This window comes from Sphingobacterium lumbrici (assembly GCF_006476045.1).
GTDB classification, from domain to species: domain Bacteria; phylum Bacteroidota; class Bacteroidia; order Sphingobacteriales; family Sphingobacteriaceae; genus Sphingobacterium; species Sphingobacterium lumbrici.
Genome location: NZ_SRZY01000023.1, coordinates 93,063 through 113,836, shown reverse-complemented (window position 1 = coordinate 113,836; position 20,774 = coordinate 93,063). Strand labels below are relative to the sequence as shown.

The 20,774-nt window shown below is 39.8% G+C and carries 12 protein-coding genes and 3 tRNA genes; 11 read left to right on the top strand and 4 right to left on the bottom strand.

From position 1 onward, the window contains the following. Positions 1 to 214: 214 nt before the first annotated feature. The 3 genes from porW to uvrC all read left to right on the top strand — a co-directional run bounded on the left by porW (position 215) and on the right by uvrC (position 7,425). On the top strand, positions 215 to 3,256 hold the full coding sequence (porW, locus tag E4F24_RS05880) for a type IX secretion system periplasmic lipoprotein PorW/SprE (protein WP_235891160.1): 3,042 nt from the start codon (positions 215 to 217) through the stop codon (positions 3,254 to 3,256). Between the two features lie 20 nt (positions 3,257 to 3,276). Further along, a complete protein-coding gene (locus tag E4F24_RS05875; RefSeq protein ID WP_140937732.1) occupies positions 3,277 to 5,520 on the top strand; it encodes a transglycosylase domain-containing protein in 2,244 nt (747 codons plus the stop codon). Positions 5,521 to 5,619: 99 nt separating this feature from the next. Further along, a complete protein-coding gene (uvrC, locus tag E4F24_RS05870) occupies positions 5,620 to 7,425 on the top strand; it encodes an excinuclease ABC subunit UvrC (RefSeq protein ID WP_140937731.1) in 1,806 nt (601 codons plus the stop codon). Between the two features lie 154 nt (positions 7,426 to 7,579). Here the strand turns inward: uvrC and era are convergent, their stop codons facing one another. Beyond that, positions 7,580 to 8,458 (bottom strand): GTPase Era, encoded by an 879-nt coding sequence (era, locus tag E4F24_RS05865; protein WP_140937730.1) that lies wholly within the window; start codon positions 8,456 to 8,458, stop codon positions 7,580 to 7,582. Between the two features lie 113 nt (positions 8,459 to 8,571). Here era and E4F24_RS05860 point away from each other — a divergent pair. From E4F24_RS05860 to E4F24_RS05835, 6 genes are all read left to right on the top strand, one after another. Then, positions 8,572 to 8,644 (top strand) — tRNA-Met (locus tag E4F24_RS05860). Positions 8,645 to 8,690: 46 nt separating this feature from the next. Next, positions 8,691 to 8,763, top strand: a tRNA-Met gene (locus tag E4F24_RS05855). A 46-nt stretch (positions 8,764 to 8,809) separates the two neighbouring features. After that, positions 8,810 to 8,882: transfer RNA gene (locus E4F24_RS05850), tRNA-Met, on the top strand. Between the two features lie 150 nt (positions 8,883 to 9,032). Next, the gene (gene der / locus E4F24_RS05845) at positions 9,033 to 10,334 is read left to right on the top strand and encodes a ribosome biogenesis GTPase Der (protein WP_140937729.1); all 1,302 of its coding nucleotides are present in this window, start codon (positions 9,033 to 9,035) and stop codon (positions 10,332 to 10,334) included. A 19-nt stretch (positions 10,335 to 10,353) separates the two neighbouring features. Beyond that, the gene (cysS, locus tag E4F24_RS05840) at positions 10,354 to 11,826 is read left to right on the top strand and encodes a cysteine--tRNA ligase (RefSeq protein ID WP_140937728.1); all 1,473 of its coding nucleotides are present in this window, start codon (positions 10,354 to 10,356) and stop codon (positions 11,824 to 11,826) included. A gap of 14 nt (positions 11,827 to 11,840) precedes the next feature. Further along, the gene (locus tag E4F24_RS05835) at positions 11,841 to 12,707 is read left to right on the top strand and encodes a Cif family virulence factor (RefSeq protein WP_140937727.1); all 867 of its coding nucleotides are present in this window, start codon (positions 11,841 to 11,843) and stop codon (positions 12,705 to 12,707) included. A gap of 59 nt (positions 12,708 to 12,766) precedes the next feature. Here E4F24_RS05835 and E4F24_RS05830 read toward each other — a convergent pair whose 3' ends face one another. Further along, positions 12,767 to 14,128 carry a peptidylprolyl isomerase gene (locus E4F24_RS05830; RefSeq protein WP_140937726.1) on the bottom strand — a complete coding sequence of 454 codons (1,362 nt, stop codon included), beginning with the start codon at positions 14,126 to 14,128 and terminating at the stop codon, positions 12,767 to 12,769. A gap of 490 nt (positions 14,129 to 14,618) precedes the next feature. Between E4F24_RS05830 and E4F24_RS05825 the strand changes: the two genes are divergently transcribed. Beyond that, entirely contained in the window at positions 14,619 to 15,704 is a 1,086-nt protein-coding gene (locus E4F24_RS05825) for a lactonase family protein (RefSeq protein WP_140937725.1), read from the top strand. A 66-nt stretch (positions 15,705 to 15,770) separates the two neighbouring features. Here E4F24_RS05825 and mtgA read toward each other — a convergent pair whose 3' ends face one another. Continuing rightward, positions 15,771 to 16,502 carry a monofunctional biosynthetic peptidoglycan transglycosylase gene (gene mtgA / locus E4F24_RS05820; protein ID WP_140937724.1) on the bottom strand — a complete coding sequence of 244 codons (732 nt, stop codon included), beginning with the start codon at positions 16,500 to 16,502 and terminating at the stop codon, positions 15,771 to 15,773. A gap of 162 nt (positions 16,503 to 16,664) precedes the next feature. On the opposite strand from mtgA, the gene mutS reads away from it, so the two are divergent. Then, a complete protein-coding gene (gene mutS / locus E4F24_RS05815) occupies positions 16,665 to 19,271 on the top strand; it encodes a DNA mismatch repair protein MutS (RefSeq protein ID WP_140937723.1) in 2,607 nt (868 codons plus the stop codon). A gap of 588 nt (positions 19,272 to 19,859) precedes the next feature. Here mutS and E4F24_RS05810 read toward each other — a convergent pair. Then, positions 19,860 to 20,771: a DMT family transporter gene (locus E4F24_RS05810; protein WP_181182387.1), complete on the bottom strand. Its 912-nt coding sequence runs from the start codon at positions 20,769 to 20,771 to the stop codon at positions 19,860 to 19,862. Between the last annotated feature and the right edge of the window lie 3 nt (positions 20,772 to 20,774).

Sequence of the window (20,774 nt, the reverse complement as noted above, 5' to 3'; positions counted from 1 at the left end):
TTAACATATCATCCTGTTACAATTGTTGCTGTTTTTTTTTCTATAAGCTTGTCTTTCAGTGATGGAAGGGGGCGTAAATCAGATGTTAATATATTGCTAAGAACTTGCATGGCATCTCAAGTTTATCTAAGTTTGCATTTAATGGATAGGTACGTGTTGGAAGTTATTTAAGTTTTGAAATTAAAGAATGCTTAATCTGAAAAAGATTTACTGGTTGAAAAAGACATGTTTTCTGTTGTCCCTTGCGATTAGTGTCACTGCTTTTGTGGTGGGATGTAAGAGTGTTAAAAGAAGCAATACTGCTTTTCAAAAAGTAGATGCCGGAAATGATACCACGGCACAGTATAATTTTATGCAGAACGTTACATCAAAATATAATATTCTGTACCATGCGAATCTGATGTTGGAAAAAGAACGGGATGTAATAGCAAATATCAAGACGCATAACTATCAAATCCGTCAGACAGTTTTCGACGAACCTACTGCTCAAGGTGACTCACATATTCTGATGGATTCCCTGATTCAAAAGGCTTATAAAGTTGTAAACACGAAGCAGGACAGCAGATACATCAACGATGCATATTTTATTATTGGGAAGGCCAATTATTACAAAGGATCTTACTATGCGGCTTTGGAGTTTTTTAATCATCTTATCCGTAATTCTGGTGAACAGGTGGATTTCGTGCCTTTGGCATACGCATGGAAATCCCGAGCCTTGCTTCAAATAGGTAAAGAAGAACAAGCGAAGTTAATGGTAGATTCTGCGTTTGCAACCTTGAGCGAAGAAAAGGATGTGCGCACCTTCGTCAATGCTGCCAAAGCAAATTACCTGATGCGCAGTGGGGAGGAGCTTGAAGCGATTCCGTATTTAGAGTACGCCTTAGAATCGAATAGTAATCTGAGTAATAAGAGGAGATGGATGTTTGTGCTCGCACAGTTATACCGTGATAATGGTCAATCCGAGCATGCTCTTCAATATTTTCAGCGGATTTCAAGAAGTAATGTGCCCTATGAAATGGCATTCGAAGCATCCCTGCAAACAGCATTTTTGAAAGGAAATAGATCTTCATCAATAGAAGATCGTATAAAGCCATTGAAAAGAATGCTTCGTGAAGGTAAAAATGATGGATATCAAGATCAGATTTTATTTCAAATTGGAGACATCTATTACGCAGATGGTAAAATAGAGGAAGCGCTGGTGTCATACAATAAATCATTAAGCGAACCGAAAAGGAATAATTACCAGACTACTGAGACTTACTTGAAATTGGGTGACCATTATTTTAAAGGGAGTAAATATCATTTAGCCCAATTATATTACGATTCTGTAGCGATGGTTTTACCTACAGATTATACCGACGTAAACAAGATCCGTCGAAAGTTGGGTTACATGTCCGAAATAACCAGACTGTATACCGAAATTGCATGGCAAGATACCTTACTACAGTTAGCTGCGCTGCCTGAAACAGATTTAGAAAGTGTGCTAGAGGAATATGCTGATGTCGCGTTACGGGCAAAGAAACTGGAAATAGAAAAAGTCACACTGGCAAAAGCGAAATCTAAAAGCCGAAAAAATACTACACAGAATATAAACACGTCGCTGATGGCGTTTAGTGCGCCAACGAATTCATTAGCTACAAATTCTGACAAAACATTTTATTTTAATAATCAGGATGAATTGGTTTTGGGCCAGTCGTCCTTTAGACGACGCTGGGGCAATAGACAACTGAAAGATAATTGGCGTTATGAAGCAGATAATTCTGCCGCGGTTAATCTGACCCAAAATAGCCCCTTGGGCACTGACATTGTGAAAAATGAAGACACCGAATTGGATGAAGCGCTTTTTGTGTCATCTGTAAAGTCCAGATACCGCAGTGAAATTCCAATAGAGACAGCGGCGTACGAAGCAAGCCATAAAAAGGTACACGATAACCTGATTGTGATCGGGAACATATACAGGGATTACACCAAAGACAACATGGATGCCATCAAAGTATATGATGAATTTTTGAGAAGATACCCAAATACGGAAGCTGGTGCAGAAATATACTATTCCTTATACCGTATGTATGATGGGTTAGACCAAGCTAAGTCATTGGATTACAAAACTCGTCTGATTGCATTATACCCCAAAAGTTTGCATGCGCAGGTCGCACTTGATCCATCTTACATGGATAAAATAAAAAGGGATAAAAATATTCTGGATCGTGTATTCGAAAAGCTGTTCATCCTCTATGCAAATGGTGATCATGCAGCTGTTATTACCGAGGCAGACAAAGACTTGAAAGAACGTTTTGAAAATACGGGTTTAGTTGCTCAAGTGGAATATATACGTGCTTTAGCTGTAGGTCGAGTAGGTCGAGTAGAAGATTTTACAGATGCGTTGAACGATATTATTGCAAAGTATCCTACAGACAGTTTAGTCGTGCCTTTAGCAAAGGATAATTTGACCTTTATAGCACAGTATCCGAATTATTTTACCAACCGCGTAAATGCGTTGCAGGATATCGATAAAAGTAGAATAGCGTTTATAGACGAACCTCACATGACGGCATGGCCAAGTTTAGGTATCGATGGAGACTATAGAACTGGTACGGCAATTGTACAGGAAAAGCCGAAACCAAAGGAAGAAATTAAAATTGCTAAAGTAGAACCTGTAATCGAACAGGCTGTGAGTAATGGAAGTGTGGCGGTAAAAGAGGAAAAGAAGGACGCGGTAATTGCAAAAGCTGAAGTAGCGGTCAAAGAGGAACGCACGTTAGCGGGGCTGTCTGGTGTGATCACAGATGGGAAAATTAACGCAAGCACACAGGTCAATACTACTGTGCCGATTGGTCAAATCAATAGGCCAGTGGGGCAGGTAAATATTGACCTTGGGCCAAATGATTACAGAGACAAAAAACTTTTCCCGGATACAGCTACCTATTATTTTACCGTTAATGTAATGGATGCAAAATTAAACATGGCGCCGAGCAGGTACGGAATAGGACAGTTTAATAGAACTCGTTATGCGCAGTTGGCTATCAATCACCAACTAAAAATTGTAAATGGGGAGAATCAACTTATATTTATCGGGCCGTTCAATACCTTTGACGAAGTAAAAGCGTACGAATCAAAGATTTTACCAATGATGCATGAAATTATGAAGATACCTGTAGAAATTTACAATACTTTTGTCATTACAAAAGATATGTTTCCTTCGTTAACGGATGGGGTACAGATTAAGAATTATCATCAAAATTATAGTGAACAGTAGTTTACAGCTATCATATTAAAATGAAGAGAGAGTCTAAAAAGAATAAATTAACGCAAGAAGATATTTCCCGTTATACACGCAACTTTTGGAAATTCCTCATCGGAATTGTTGTTTGTGCGGTCTTGTTTTTAGCCAGTGTGCGTATGGGGTTTTTTGGTCAACTGCCTTCCTTTGAAGATTTGGAGAATCCTAGAAGTAATTTAGCTTCGGAAATACTGACGGATGATCACAAGGTGTTGGGCACATACTATGTTCACAATCGGTCTAATGTAAAATACAGTGAATTATCTCCTCATTTGGTCAATGCGTTGATTGCTACTGAAGATAAACGTTTCTATAGCCATTCGGGAATTGATTATTCTAGAACGATAACGGCCATATTTTACACGTTGTTTGGCAATAAGCAAGGAGGGAGTACCATTACACAGCAACTGGCACTTAACCTTTTTTCGGAAAGGAGAGAGCAAAATAAGGTGAAGCGGGTGATGCAAAAGTTTCAAGAATGGATTACTGCTGTACGGCTGGAACGTAATTATACGAAGGAAGAGATCATTATGATGTATTTCAATACGGTCGATTTTGGCGCGTATAATACCTACGGTATTAAATCGGCAGCACGTACGTATTTTGATACAACTCCCGATCAACTTACACTCGATCAGGCTGCCGTATTGGTAGCCATGTTGAAGGGCACATTCCGGTATTCGCCAATTAGGTTTCCGGAGAGATCGTTGCTTCGCCGTAATCAGGTATTGATCAATATGCACGATGAAAATTTCTTGTCGAGTGAAGAACTGGCTACAGCTAAAGAAAAGCCGTTGGGATTGAAATTGCGGATTTCAAATTACGGTGAAGGCTTGGCTCCGTATTTCAGGGCTGTATTAAAAGAAGAAATAAAGAGAGAGTTTCAACGGCTTTCTATTACCAAGCCGGATGGGAGTCCCTATGATTTGGATAAAGATGGATTACGAATATATACGCCGATCAACTATAGCATGCAGCAATATGCAGAGGATGCGCAAAAGGAATGGATGCAAACGCTGCAAAATGAATTTGATAAGCAATGGAAGCGGAGAGATGCATTTGCAGGCGAAAATGTAAAATTGCTAGAGACGGGTATGAAACGTTCGGATCGTTACCGCATGTTAAAGAGTGACGGGTTATCTGAAGAGGAAATCAAAAAAGCTTTCCATACAAAAGAGCGTATGACCTTGTTTACATGGAAAGGGAATATTGATACCGTAATGACGCCAATGGATTCGATAAAGTACAATAAACTGTTGTTACGCAATGCGATGATGGCTATGGAACCTCAGACAGGACATATCAAAGCCTGGGTAGGAGGGATTAATTTCGAGCATTTCAAATACGATCAAGTGAAGTTAGGAACGCGGCAGGTAGGCTCTACTGCGAAACCATTCACCTATGCGGTCGCAATTGATAATGGCTACTCCCCATGTTTTACTGTACCCAATCATCAAAGAACTTATGGTAATTGGACGCCTCGCGGAACGGTTCAAGGTGGTGATCCCATTACATTGAAGAATGCATTGAAGTATTCTCAAAACTTTGCTTCCGCATACGTAATTAACGAGGTGAGTGCTTCGAGTGTCGCAGCCCTGACAAAAAGGATGGGAATTACGTCGAATGTGCCCAGTTATCCTTCCATAGCTTTGGGAGCTTATGAAGCATCTGTTTTTGATATGGTAGGAGCTTACTCGGCTTTTGTAAACCATGGAACCTGGATCGAACCAACGATGATTCTAAGGGTCGAAGATAAGAACGGTACATCTATTTATGAGAAGGCACCAAAAGTTGTGAAAGCCCTGAATGGCGAGTCCGCTTATATTATGGTCGATATTTTAAAGAGTGTGGTCGACGGCGGTACCGGTAGTCGTCTTCGTCGTAAAGAATATGGTGGACTGACCTATCCGATGGGTGGAAAAACAGGGACGACAAATGATAATTCTGATGCCTGGTTTATTGGTATCACGCCGGAACTGGTTGCTGGTGTATGGACAGGTGCAGAGGACCGGGGTATTAGTTTCAGTAATATGCAATACGGCCAGGGGGCAGCTGCTGCACTTCCGGTTTTCGGTTTATTTATGAAGAGGGTGTATGGCGATAAAGACTTAAAATATTCAAAAGAAGACTTCGCATTACCTCCGGGTGGAATGACGAGAGAAATGGACTGTAGTAAATATTCTAAGTTCGATGGTATTACCGAAGATCCTCCGTTGGATGACGATCGACTAGGATTTTAATGCAATACTCCCTATCGTTAAGTTAGCATTTTTGTTGTCTTGAAGCCTGCCTGCAACGTTGATGAAATACCTATCGGAAGAGTGTAGAGAACAGAGGCAATGAGTGAATTCGATTACAAAGAAGAATTAAAAAGAATACCCCATAAACCGGGGGTATACCAATATTTTGATAAAGGCGGTGAGTTGATCTATGTGGGTAAAGCCAAAGATCTACGAAACCGTGTGGGTTCTTATTTTGTCAATGACAAGCAACTCAATTCGAAGACCCGTGTCCTTGTACGGAAAATTCAACGTATTGCATTTACGATCGTAGACACGGAAATCGATGCCTGGCTTCTGGAGAATAATCTGATCAAGAAGCATAAGCCCCGGTATAATGTCATGTTGAAAGATGACAAGACCTATCCCTGGATCGTGATCAAAAATGAACATTTTCCCCGAATTTATTGGACACGCAAATATATCAAAGATGGTTCCCGGTATTTTGGACCGTATGCTTCTGTCGGTATGATGCACATTGTGCTGGATACCATAAGGGAGTTGTTTCCTTTGCGCACATGTAATCTTAATTTGGCACCTCAGAATATTGCAAAGGGCAAGTATAAGGTCTGTCTGGAATATCAGATCGGCAACTGTAAAGGGCCATGTGAAGGGTTTCAGGAGGAGGAAGACTATAATCAGAATCTAAGCGATATAAAGGATATCCTGAATGGTAAAATCTCGGTGGTGACGAATCGTTTGAAGACTCAGCTTAACGATGCGATTGCCGAATTAAAGTTTGAAGTTGCACACAGCCTCAAAGCTAAATTGGATAAGCTAGGTAATTACCAAAGCAAATCTACGGTAGTGAGTTCTTCTATCTCCAATGTGGATGTATTTAGCATAGCCTCGGATGAAAGTTATGCTTTTGTGAATTTCCTGAAAGTAATGAATGGTGTTGTCATCCAGACGCAGACCCTGGAAATGAAGAAACGCCTGGATGAAAGCGATGTAGAACTGCTAACCTTAGCTATCCCGGAAATACGTAGCCGTTTTAAGAGTGTATCGCGGGAAATCATTGTGCCTTTTGATCTGGAGATTGAGAGTGTCCCTGAATATATAAAATTTACGGTTCCCAAAGTGGGTGATAAATTTAAGCTTTTGGAGCTTTCTCTGAAGAATGTCGCTTATTTTAAAAAGGAAAGGTTGACACAGTACGAACGGCTGAATCCCGAATTAAAAACAGAACGTATCCTTCTTCAGATGCAGAAAGATTTAAGGCTAAATGTGCTCCCCCGCCATATCGAGTGTTTTGATAACTCCAATATCCAGGGTAATTTCCCCGTCTCGGCGATTGTGGTGTTCAAAGACGCAAAACCTTCCAAAAAGGATTACCGGCATTTTAATGTGAAGACTGTTGAGGGGCCGAATGATTTTGCGACTATGGAAGAGGCCGTATATAGAAGATATAAGCGTGTTTTAGATGAAGAGCAGCCACTGCCTCAATTAATCATAATAGACGGCGGAAAGGGACAACTGAGCGCAGCCTTGAAAAGCTTACGCTTGCTGGGGATCGAAAAACAAGCGACCGTAATAGGTATTGCCAAAAGACTGGAAGAGCTGTTTTACCCCGGAGATCAGTATCCGCTTTATCTGGATAAAAAATCGGAGACACTTCGTATTATTCAACATCTTCGTGATGAGGCACATCGATTTGGAATCACTTTTCACCGAAATCAGCGAAGCCGTAAAACATTTGTCTCGGAATTGGATAATATTCCCGGCATTGGGAAGACCACCGTAGAGCGTCTGCTGAAACAGTTTAAATCCGTGAAACGAATAAAGGAACAATCGGACGAAGAGCTAAAAAAGGTGCTGAATCAAAAGCAATTAACGGCGCTTCGGACATACTTTTTGGAGAGCTAAAGGGACAGTTCGAAAAGCAAGACGAAATTGAATAATTTGTCATTCTGAGGCTTACCGAAGAATCTAAACATTTGATAATAATACAGTTTTAGATCCTTCCTGCCATCAGGATGACAAAAAATGTAACATTTAATCTCTTTAAACCGCCTTGTTTTTAATCATCGTAACCGAAACTTTTTAAATAATTTTTCTTGGATCTCCAATCAGGAATCACTTTCACAAATAATTCAAGAAAGACTTTTTTGCCGATGAATTCTTCGATATCCTGACGCGCATACGTGCCCACCTTTTTTATCATTGCGCCTGCTTTTCCAATAATGATATTTTTTTGGGAATCACGTTCTACAATAATTTCGGCTGCTATCCGTGTAATATTAGCTTCCTCTTTGTAGGAGGTTACAATCACTTCTGTGCTATATGGGATTTCTTTGTCGTAAAGTTTGAATACCTTCTCGCGGATCATTTCTGAAACGAAGAAACGCATTGATTTGTCTGTCAATTCATCCTTTTCGTAATAGGGGGCGTGCTCGGGAAGATTTTCCTTAATATACGCCATAATGCCGTTAACCCCGTGATCCAATAAAGCCGAAATTGCAAAAATAGCGTGTGGATTTAATTTATCTTTCCAGAATTCTATTTTGGACATGACTTCCTCTTCCGAGGATTTGTCTATTTTATTGATTAAAACGGCAACAGGTGAAGCAGTTTTTTGCAGTTTTTCGATCACATCATTCTCATCATATTTTTCGTGTATATCTGTCACAAAGAGAATAATATCGGCATCGATCAAAGACCCCTGTACAAAATTCATCATCGATTCTTGTAACGAATAGTTGGGTTTAATCACACCAGGTGTATCAGAAAATACAATTTGATGATTTTCATCATTGACAATCCCAATAATCCGGTGACGGGTGGTTTGGGCTTTTGGTGTGATGATAGACATCTTTTCCCCTACTAATGAGTTCATTAGGGTAGATTTGCCAGCATTTGGCTTACCTATAATACTTACGAATCCTGCTTTATGTGACATTTTTCAATCTTTATTTGGATTACAAAGAAACAAATAATATCTTTGTACTCCAATTAAGGAGAGCAATATCTTGCGTTTTGACCAAAAGAACGCATTTAATATATAAAATATATTGCGGGGTGGAGCAGTTGGTAGCTCGTCGGGCTCATAACCCGAAGGTCATTGGTTCGAGTCCAATCCCCGCTACTAAAGAGCTAAGGCAATGCTTAGCTCGAAGAAATTAAAAATACATTGCGGGATGGAGCAGTTGGTAGCTCGTCGGGCTCATAACCCGAAGGTCATCAGTTCGAGTCTGGTTCCCGCTACAAAAGAGCTAAGTGAAAGCTTAGCTCGAAGAAATTAAAAATACATTGCGGGGTGGAGCAGTTGGTAGCTCGTCGGGCTCATAACCCGAAGGCCATTGGTTCGAGTCCAATCCCCGCTACTAAAACGAAGCTTCGATCTTTATAGGTCGGAGCTTTTGTTCTTTACGAATAAATAATCGTAAATCTCTTATTTATCCGTAACTTTGTAACCTTGTAAAAAAAGCATAATTTAGAGTTGCCGTGAGGTAACGTTTTAATATACATTAAATATGGCAAATATAGTTGCAATTGTTGGGCGTCCGAATGTAGGTAAATCCACCCTGTATAATAGATTGACCGAAAGTCGTAAAGCGATCGTTGACGATTTTAGTGGTGTCACACGCGATAGACATTACGGAGAGGCCGAGTGGATCGGGAAAAGATTTACAGTAATCGATACCGGTGGTTTTGTTCACGGATCGGATGATATATTTGAAGCTGCTATTCGTGAGCAGGTTCACATTGCAATTGAAGAAGCCTCAGTGATCCTTTTTATGGTAGATGTCACTACAGGTATCACAGACTTGGATGATGACATTGCAAATATTCTTCGCCGTAGTAAAAAGCCGGTATATGTTGTTGCCAATAAAGTAGACCATGCAAAACTACACCATGCTTCGGCAGAGTTTTACGCGTTCGGATTAGGTGAAATCTTTAACATCTCTTCGGCTACCGGATCGGGTACAGGAGAATTGTTGGATGAGGTGGTCTCGCATTTCGAAGTGCTGGAAGAAGAAGAGAGTACATTACCTAAAATTACTATTGCAGGTAGACCCAATGTCGGCAAATCCTCTTTAACAAACGCATTGCTAGGTAAAGATCGTAATATCGTGACTCCTATCGCCGGTACTACACGGGATGCTATACGGATACATTATAACCAATTTGGAAATGAATTCCTTTTAATTGATACTGCGGGACTTCGTCGGAAGACAAAAGTGACCGAAAATATAGAATTTTATTCGGTCATGCGGACGATTAAGGCGATTGAAGACTCTGATGTCGTGGTGCTGATGATCGATGCAAATGACGGATTGGAAGCGCAGGATATAAATATTTTCCATTTAGCAGAAAAGAATAAAAAAGGTGTCGTTATCCTCGTGAATAAATGGGATATGGTGGAGAAAGACCACAAAACAGCGAAGGAATTCGAAGCACGTATCCGCGAGAAAATAGCACCTTTTAATGATGTGCCGATTTTGTTTACATCGGTAACCGAAAAGCAGCGTATTTTCAAGGCCGTAGAGACGATTATGGATGTCTACAAAAATAAAACGAAGAAAATTCCTACCTCAAAGTTGAATGAAGTGATGTTGGATATTATTGAAAATTATCCTCCTCCGGCTACAAAAGGTAAATATATCAAAGTAAAATATATAACCCAGATTCCGGGAAGGTCACCTATGTTTGCCTTTTTCTGTAACCTACCACAGTATATCAAGGATCCTTACAAACGTTTTGTCGAAAATAAATTACGGGAAAACTTTGATTTCTCAGGGGTTCCAATTCAAGTGTTTTTTAGACAAAAATAGATTAAAGCAGTATCATGTTATGCAGCACAATTTAGTTTTATACAATACCCTTACGCGTAAGAAAGAAAAATTTGAACCCATTCATCCGAATATGGTCGGAATGTATGTATGTGGTCCTACAGTTTATAGCGATGTGCATTTGGGGAATTGTAGAACATTTGTATCATTCGATTTAATATTTCGCTATTTGTTGCATCTCGGTTATAAAGTGCGCTACGTACGTAATATCACAGATGCGGGGCACTTAGAAGGAGATAATGATGAAGGTGATGATAAATTTGCGAAGAAAGCGAAGTTGGAACAATTGGAACCAATGGAAATTGTTCAGAAGTATACAATGGGCTTTCATGATGTACTGCGTTTATTCAATACCATTCCACCAAGCATAGAGCCCACAGCGACGGGGCATATATCCGAACAGATTGAGATGATTAAACAGATCATAGATAACGGCTATGCTTATGAGACGAATGGTACAGTATATTTTGATGTAGAAAAATACATCAAAGAATATAATTATACGATTTTGACCAACAGAAATCTGGAAGATTTATTGAACAATACCAGAGAGCTTGGTGGTCAGGATGAAAAGAAAGGACGATTGGATTTTGCACTCTGGATCAAAGCGAAACCTGAACATATCATGCGTTGGCCTTCGCCATGGAGTATCGGATTTCCAGGGTGGCATATCGAATGTTCGGCAATGAGCCGTAAGTATTTGGGTGATCAATTTGATATACACGGAGGAGGTATGGATCTTGCGGCTACGCATCATACCAACGAGATTGCACAGTCTCAAGCCTGTAATCATACCGATCCGGCTAAATATTGGATGCACACCAATATGTTAACGGTGAATGGCGCACGTATGTCCAAGTCTGCAGGTAATGGTTTTTTGCCACATGAATTGTTTACGGGTAATCACGCTTTGTTGCAAAGAGGCTATTCACCTATGGCGGTTCGGTTCTTTATGTTGCAGGCACATTATAGAAGTACGCTCGATTTTTCCAATGAAGCACTGGATGCTGCAGACAAAGGATATAAACGCTTAATGGCTGCTATTAGTCTTCTGGATAAGATTACTCCTTCCGCTAATTCTTCAATTCAACACAATATAGGAAGTATTAAAGCAAATTGCTATGCCGCCATGGATGATGATTTTAACAGCCCAATCCTTATTGCCGAACTTTTTGAAATGGTAAGGGTAATCAATTCAGTGTATGACGGTAAACAACAAGTAGATGAAAAGACGTTGGCTGATATAAAAGAATTGATGCAGCATTTCGTTTGTGATATTATGGGATTGCAGGATGATCCGTTAGGGGGAGATGGAGAAAGTGTTGACAATCTAATGAATGTGATCATTAAGTTACGTAATGAAGCAAAGAAAAATAAGGATTTTACGACCTCAGATCGTATTCGTGAAGAGCTGACCGCTATCGGTATTCAACTAAAAGATAGCAAGGAAGGAACACTTTGGAATAAGATTTGATAGTTCAGAAAAGTATGAATTTTAATTTCTTGTTTAGTGTCGTTCTTTTTATCGGTCTTACTTCTTTTACAAAGTTGTATGGACAGCTTCCGGATAAAGTAGGGGGACTTATCTCAGCAGATAAAAATGCGGCCGCAATAGCAAAGATGCAGAATCCACACACTGCATTCATGTCAATAATCGATAAAGAATCCATCTTTTATGTGCCTTCTACAGTCAATGCGTTTAATTATTTGAGCAACAGACCCAATATTCCTGATGTGATGACATGGGAACCTAATTTTGCAATTGTCTCCAGAAGTTTGGATTGGGGATTGACTTCGGGAAAAATGCAATTTCAGAAAGTAGGAGCCGTTAAGCGACATGGGCAGTATTTAACTGTCTGGAAAAGAGGGAAAAAGGGTGATTGGAAGGTAGCTGTTCGGGCCGAGGTAGAGAATTTTGGAAAAAAGGAGGCTAGTGATCTCATCTATTTCGAACCGGACAATTCTTGGTATTTAAAGCATCGGTCTCAGGTGCGGTTGAAGCAACGGGAAGATATCGTTTTTCAGACGGATGAATTGTTTTCAACTATCTTGAAAGCAAATAATGAGACAGCATATAAAGAGTTTTTAGCGGATGACGTTCGTTTTTATTATCCTTGGCAGGAGGAAATAGAAGGTAAAGACAACGTGATTTCCTTTTTTAAAAAGCAACGATATGAGATCGTAACGGAACCTGCAGAAGTAGGAAGGGCATATAGTGGCGAGTTTGCTTTTACTTCGGGTACAGCAATCATCCACTCCAAAGATAAAGCAACTAAATTCAATTACATCCGTGTCTGGCAACTGAAAGATGATTATCAGTGGCGTGTGATTATTGAAATGTTATTTGAACGATAGTAACAAAAAAAAGGGAATGATTTATAGATCATTCCCTTTTTTTGTTACTATCGTTTCGACTAGTTTTTTGCGACTTTTCCTGTACTTACCCAATCTTCCAACTCTTGACAGGTCATGAAATCCGGATTTACATCTATAAAGGTGTTGTTTTTACGTGTTTCAAACCATTCGCTTAATTTGATGTTTGTTTTGTTTTGTTTAGCTGCTTCCTTGATTTTTGCAAAGTCTTCCTCTAAACTTGCCTTGTGAGGAGGTATGCGTGACTTCAAGTAGTATAATACGTAAGATGTTTCTCCGGTTCTTTTATCGGTCACTAATACGGGTTTGGAAGTTTCTCCAGCCTTTAATGGGTCTATGGCATTAAACACGGTTACATCATTTAACTGGGTTACTGGAATCAATGTAGAGCCATCGTATTCACTCGTCACGACACCACCATTATATTTCGTGAAATTATCGTCAGAATATAAAGATGCAGCTGTATTAAAATTCATTTTTTTTGTTGTGACTTTATCGTATATACTGTCAATTTTAGCTTTAGTGCGTTGCAGTGCAGTTGGTGTAGGTTTTGTTTTGATGAGTACATGTCTTACATTTACCTCTTCACCTCTTCTGTTAAGTACCTGCAAAAAGTGAAATCCGTATTGGGTTTCAAATACAGGAGATATTTCGCCTTCTTTCAGTCTAAATGCTTGAGCAGAAAACTCCTTCACATACGATTCACGTGTAGCGAAACCTAAATCACCACCATTGGGAGCAGAGCCATCCTCAGAATATAGACGGGCAATGGTACCAAAGTCTGAACCATTTAAGATTTGCTGACGATAGCCCTCTGCCTTATCTTTAAATATTTGCTTTTCTTCTTTGGTCAGAATAGGGTTAACAATTAGTTGTGCGTATTCAATCTCTGTGTCAAAATAAGGAAGGCTATCTGCATTTAAGCTCTCAAAATATTTTTTCACTTCTTGTGGAGTTACATCAATTTTAGAAACGATAGTTTGTTGCATGCGCTGTGCTTTTAAAAGCTCAGCTACACCAGGTCTCATTTCTTCTTTGTGTTGTAACAGCGATCGGTTTAAAAACGATTCTAAATTTTCTTTACCACCTGCCCGTTGTGTCATGAAACGAATTCTTCTATTTAATTCGTCATCCACTTGTGATTCCGATACTTCTATAGAGTCAATCACTGCTTGTTGTGCCAAGAGTTTTTGAGTTAACAACTGTTGAAGAATTGCACATTTCATAGCCTCGTCAGGCTTATTCCCTTCTGCTAGAGCTTGTGCATACTGCATCTCTAGATCGGATTGTAAGATTGTACTATTACCTACGGTAGCCACGATGCGGTCAACAAGTCTTTCTTGGGAAAAAGATGAAAATACTGCTGTAAGTAATAAAACCGTTAATCCTATGTATTTTTTCATCTGTATAAATTATTAATAGTCTTGTTATTGTTTTTTTAATTGCATTAATGAACCCTTATGGGTTTGATTTTCATTGTGAAAAATCTGATAGCTTCATGTGTATGTTATTTCTTAATTGTTTACTCTATGCCTATCAGTCAGTATTTTAGTTGCGACTGATACATGAGCACCCGATCAACTAAATTTGTGCCTGCTTGTCTGTTAATTTTTGTGCCTCAGCATTATGGATACAAAAATATCAGAATTATTTGTAAAAGCAGATTTATTTTCTGCTTAAGTGTAAGCTGACTTGTGTCAGTAAGTGATTCGTAAGCTACGAAGATAAAATTTAGGAATGCTATAATGCAGTTGTTTAACGATTTTTAACGTATAGATCCTTCTTTGAGAGGTATATATTTCTAATTATTGTTATATTTATAAAATCGTTGATCTTATCAGTTATTTGGCTATCAAACAATAGAGAAAGTTGAAGGTTAGTTAACAATTAGATATGAAATTCTTTTTAATTCTTGTTGCAATGAGCTTTATTCTAAAATCGGGAAGTGCACAGTCTGTTCCTCTTTTTGTCGGAACCTATACGCACAAAGGGAATAGTGAAGGGGTGTATCACTATCAGTTTGATGTTTCCAGTGGCAAAGTCAAGATGCAGTCCTTTTTTAAAACCGATAATCCTTCTTTCTTAGCACGCAGTGCGCAGTATATCTATGCGGTTAATGAAGATGAAAGTGGAAAGGTGTCTGTTTTGAAATTTTCAAATTCACAATTTGACATGTTAAATCAGTTGTCAACAGAAGGCATGCATCCTTGCCATGTTGCCATCGGAATTAAAGAACCTGTGCTGGTGGTATCTAATTACAGCAGCGGCTCGTTGGTCTTATATTCGTTGAATGCCGATGGTTCTATTCATAAGAAAGAAGACTTCATCCAGTTTGAAGGTACAGGGCCAGATGTGTCGAGACAAAAAGGATCTCATGTCCACTCCGCATTTTTTAATATAGCAGGGGATAGGCTATATGTGTCGGATCTAGGATCGGATCGTGTCGTGGAATATACCATCGTAACGAAAGGCACAGATTACGCATTTCAACAAGTCGGAGAAATCAAGTTAAAAGGAGGATCCGGTCCCCGTCATGTCGCTATTTCGGCAGATGCCAATACCATTTATGTACTTGCGGAACTGACGGGCGAAGTTGCGGTTTATCTAAATAGTAACGGACAATGGGAGATCCATCAAACGCTGCCGATCTATGCAAAAGGATTTACCGGCGAACAGGGAGGAGCAGATGTGAAGATATCTCCGGATGGGAAATATTTATATGCCACGAATCGTGGCGAAGCAAATGTTATCGTTCACTATAAGATTCTGAAAAATGGACTTTTAGAACAAAAAAATGTGTATTCTGTTGCGGGAAAATCACCCCGAAACTTTAACTTCTCTCCAGATGGAAAATTTCTGCTGGTGACGAATCAGCAGTCTGATGAAATTGTAATTTTTAATCGCGATAGCAAAACAGGCACACTTACAGATAGCAAGAAGAGAATAGCAGTCGGACAACCTGTCTGCGTGATATTTTAGTATTTTTTCTGAAAGTGTGGTGAGGAACCTTCATAGCTATCGGTATTGCCGATAGCTATGAAGGTTTTATTCAGGGATGCTATAGTAGTTTAAATACCTAACGATGTTATTTGCTCTACGATTTACGTAGTTTGATGGATTGCGGGCGTCCCATTTTTGCGGACTCGGTAAGATCGCTATAATTAATGCGGCTTCTTTTTTGCTCAGGCTTTTTCCTGATTTGTAAAAATAGTATCTGGATGCTGCTTCTGCACCATATACCCCTTGTCCCATTTCAATCACATTGAGATATACTTCGAGAATACGTTTTTTACTCCAAAATATTTCAATCAACACGGTAAAATAGGTTTCTAGTCCTTTACGCAGCCAGGATCTTTCGGGCCACAGGAATACGTTTTTGGCCACCTGTTGACTTATGGTGCTTCCTCCCCGTAATTTTTTACCTTCCTTGTTCTTTTCGATAGCTTCTTTGATGGCTTTCGTGTCAAAGCCACTATGTGTCATGAAATGTGCATCTTCTCCTGCTATTGCTGCTCGTTTTAAATTGTCTGAGATCTCCTTATAATCTAGCCACTCTTTGTCTATTTTCCAATCTTTTCCCGCAGCTTTTCGTTCAAATGCACGTTGGAGTTGCAGGTATGTGATCGGAGGATTCATAACGATAAGAAGAAGCACCCAAAAAATAGTGCCTGCGAAAAATCCGCCTACGATACGTAATGTCCATTTCAAAATCTTCTTTTTTATGGGGGGAGATTTTATTTTATTTCTTTTTCTTTGATTCGTGCGTTTGATAGCCATTAGACTTTACTTTGAGTCAGCAAAACTAAATAATTTTATCCCTAATAATTTAGAAAAAATGTAAGTAAGTTTATTTAAAATTTGCTTTTGTTCAACGCGATTATAATTGCAAATAAAAGCAAATTTATCTAAGTTTACAGCTTATTTAAAAGCACAAAACCATTGGCAAAGGAAAAGAAAGAAACTCCATTAATGCAACAGTACAACAGCATTAAGACCAAATATCCGGGTACTTTACTGTTGTTTAGAGTTGGTGATTTTTACGAGACTTTTGGTGAGGATGCAATTAAGGCGGCAGGGATTTTAGGTATTGTATTGACCAAGAGAGGGAATGGGAGTGAGTCAGAAACGGCGCTGGCAGGTTTTCCACATCACTCGTTAGAAACCTATCTGCCAAAATTGGTACGTGCCGGCCAACGTGTGGCCATCTGTGATCAGCTGGAAGATCCGAAACAGACGAAGACCATTGTAAAACGCGGTGTCACACAGCTGGTAACGCCTGGTGTTTCGTATAATGATAATATTGTCCAACAGAAATCAAACAACTATTTAGCATCTTTATTTATAGATAAGACACAGGTAGGGGTCGCATTCTTAGATATATCGACGGGAGAATTTCTTGTCGCACAGGGTAGCATCAGTTATATCGATAAATTACTCCAGGGGTTTAAACCTACTGAAGTGATTATGCCAAAGAAGCAGAACAAAGATTTTATCGCACATTTCGGCAATTCCTATTATACCTATCTACTGGATGAGTGGCCTTATACGGGCGACTATGCGGAGGAGGCGCTTCAAAAACATTTTGAAGTCAATTCTATGAAGGGATTTGGGATCGATCGGATGCCTTTAGGTATTATTTCCGCGGGTGTTGCATTACACTATCTGAATGAAACAGAGCACCGAAATCTACAACATATTTCCAATATATCGCGTATAGAGGAGGACCGCTACATGTGGTTGGACCGTTTTACGATTCGAAATCTGGAATTGATTGGTTCGGCAAATGAAAATGCCATTACATTATCAGATGTATTGGATGATACCGCTTCTCCAATGGGTGCACGTTTACTCAAAAGGTGGATTGTCATGCCTCTGAAAGATAAAAAATCCATTCAGGAACGCCTGAATGTCGTTGAGTATTTTCATCAAAATAGGGATTTGCGGGATGAATTAATTCGGGAAATCAAATTAGTAGGTGATCTGGAAAGACTCATCAGTAAGATTGGGCTTCAAAAGGCAAATCCACGTGAAATTATACAGCTTAAGCGGTCACTTTTTGCTATCGAGAAGCTAAAAGAGTTAACCAACGTATCGGAATCTGAATCGTTGCGCATTATTTCCGAACAGTTGAACGCCTGCTCGATTATTCGTGAAAAGATCGAAAAAGAGGTGTTACCCGAACCTCCGGTTGCCTTGAATAAGGGCAATGTGATGGCAGACGGTATTGATGCCGATCTGGATAAATTGAGACGCGTGGCATTCGGTGGGAAGGATTATTTGTTGGAAATACAACGTAGAGAGTCTGAATTAACGGGGATTCCATCGTTGAAAATAGCCTTTAACAACGTATTTGGGTATTATCTTGAAGTGACCAATACACATAAAGATAAAGTGCCGGAAGGGTGGATCCGGAAACAGACCTTGGTCAATGCCGAGCGTTATATTACAGAAGAACTAAAAGAATACGAAGATCAGATATTAGGTGCCGAAGAAAAGATTCAGGTCATCGAGAACCGGTTATATGCCGAATTGCTCGTTGCTATAGCCGCATATATAAAGCCTATTCAGCTTAATGCACAATTGATCGCTAAATTGGATGTCTTACTTAATTTTGCGGTTATTGCGGATAAGAACTACTATGTAAAGCCGGAAATTACGGAAGACAGGTTGTTGGATATCAAAGGAGGTCGCCATCCCGTCATTGAACGGAATCTTCCTATTGGTGAAGACTACATCACCAATGATACCTATTTAGATCCCGATACACAACAGATTATCATTATCACAGGACCCAATATGGCGGGTAAATCGGCTTTGTTACGTCAAACAGGTCTGATCGTCCTGATGGCGCAGATCGGGTCGTTCGTTCCGGCGAAGGAGGCATATATTGGATTAGTGGATAAGATCTTTACCCGCGTGGGAGCTTCAGATAATTTATCGTCCGGCGAATCTACGTTCATGGTAGAGATGAATGAAACGGCGAGTATCATGAACAACCTGTCCGACCGCAGTCTGATCTTGTTGGATGAAATTGGCCGGGGTACCAGCACATACGATGGTATTTCCATAGCTTGGGCAATCGCCGAATTTTTGCATAACCATCCGACAGCGCGGGCAAAAACGCTATTTGCTACTCATTATCACGAGTTGAACGAGTTAAGCACGTCAATGCCTCGGGTGAAGAACTTCAATGTAACCGTAAAAGAGATCAATAGCAAGGTGATCTTCTTGCGCAAGCTCATGCCGGGAGGATCTGAACATAGTTTTGGTATTCATGTAGCGAAACTTGCAGGTATGCCACCGCGGTTGATAGCTCGTGCAAATGAGATTTTGAAACGTTTAGAGCAGGAGCGTACAGGAGGGGAGAAGATAAAGGATAGCATGCGGAAAATCCAAAAACAGGCGTATCAATTACAGATGTTTGCGATTGATGACCCGGTATTGGAAAAAATAAGAGATATGCTCAATAATTTAGATGTCAATACGCTGACCCCTGTTGAAGCTTTGATGAAATTGGATGAAATTCAGCGGTTATTAAAGAATTAGTTTTTAAAGAGGGTTTTAAAGGAACCTATTATTTAGTCAGTTTCTTTGTCGCTCAAGCCGCGACTGGCTCATCCTTTTTTTTCTAAAAAAAGGATGCAAAACCTGCCTGCCGGCAGGAAATCGTCGCTGTGCCGGCTCGCCAGAACGGATCACCATTCCTGCTGTTGGCGACCCGCCAAGGCGACATTTGTCGAGCATGTAAGGATAGTGCATGTTATATGATTATTATAATACTTCAGCAGAATTGAAAAAAGACGGCCTTAGCGGATTTGGACGTGCAGGCAGCAGATGATATGTTGCCGAAAAGTTCGAGTTTGCACTTAACCAAGCAGATCTCAGCCTTTGAAATGGGATAGTGCGCCGGAGGCCTAAGAGCTGCGCACGTCATCATCGCGTCGCCGGAACAACAAATCCGGTACCAGCCTTGACTTTTTTTGCTTCGTTTTTTTGGTCAAACAAAAAAATGAAGGCCCTGTTGTGGCAACGACGGAAAGGTAATGCGAGGGCAAAAAACTGACTAAATAATAGGTTCCTTTTATCACCCCCACCAACTCATTCGATCTATACAAAATAATACTAATCGTCGGTTTAATGAAGTTTCCGGTTAACGAGCTGCTTCTGCCTATTTTCGATTTTCGTTTTGAAATAAGGGTAAATAAATACGGCACTTAAAACAACTATTGCCCCCATATAAAACCCCGTGCTCATTTCTTCCTTTTTTCCGAAAATCAACACGGCTAGAATAATTCCGTAAACCGGTTCCATATTCGTCGTAAGTGCCACGGTAAAGGCACTCAATTCTTTCATCACTGCCACACCCAATACGTATGCTACAGCAGTACATACCACTCCCAATAGAACAAGGTATGTCCAATCGGAACCAGAGAGTATCATTTCATCTGTAAACTCTCCTTTAAACAGCATGATTAGAGAGACGCCAAAAAAGGCCCCGATCATCTCATAAAAGGTAATAATAGTAGGACGAGAACGTTTAACCATTCGCGCATTGAGAATGGAAAATATACTTGCACAGAAAGCACATAACAATCCGAAAATAATTCCCCAGAGATATTGAAATTCGAACTTAAAGATCAGATAAATACCAAAGATAATGACCAGACCGATGAGCACATCTGCGAAAGAAATTTTTGACCTATTTATGATAGGCTCAAGAACAGCTGTAAACAGTGTAACAGACGAAAGTGTAACCAATGTAACTGAAACAGTAGAGATTTTAATGGAGTGAAAGAATAACACCCAATGAAGACCAACAATGACACCCACACCCATAAACTTGAAAATATCCCGCGGCGAAACGATTATTGATTTTTTAGTTATCCGGAAATACACCAACAAAGCTAAAGCGGCTAATACCACCCTATACCAAACCAAATGCAGAGCCGAGACCGAAATCAATCCACCCAACACACCCGTAAATCCCCAAATAAGAACCGTAAAATGCAAAATCAACAAATTACGATTACGTACAGATAACAACATATT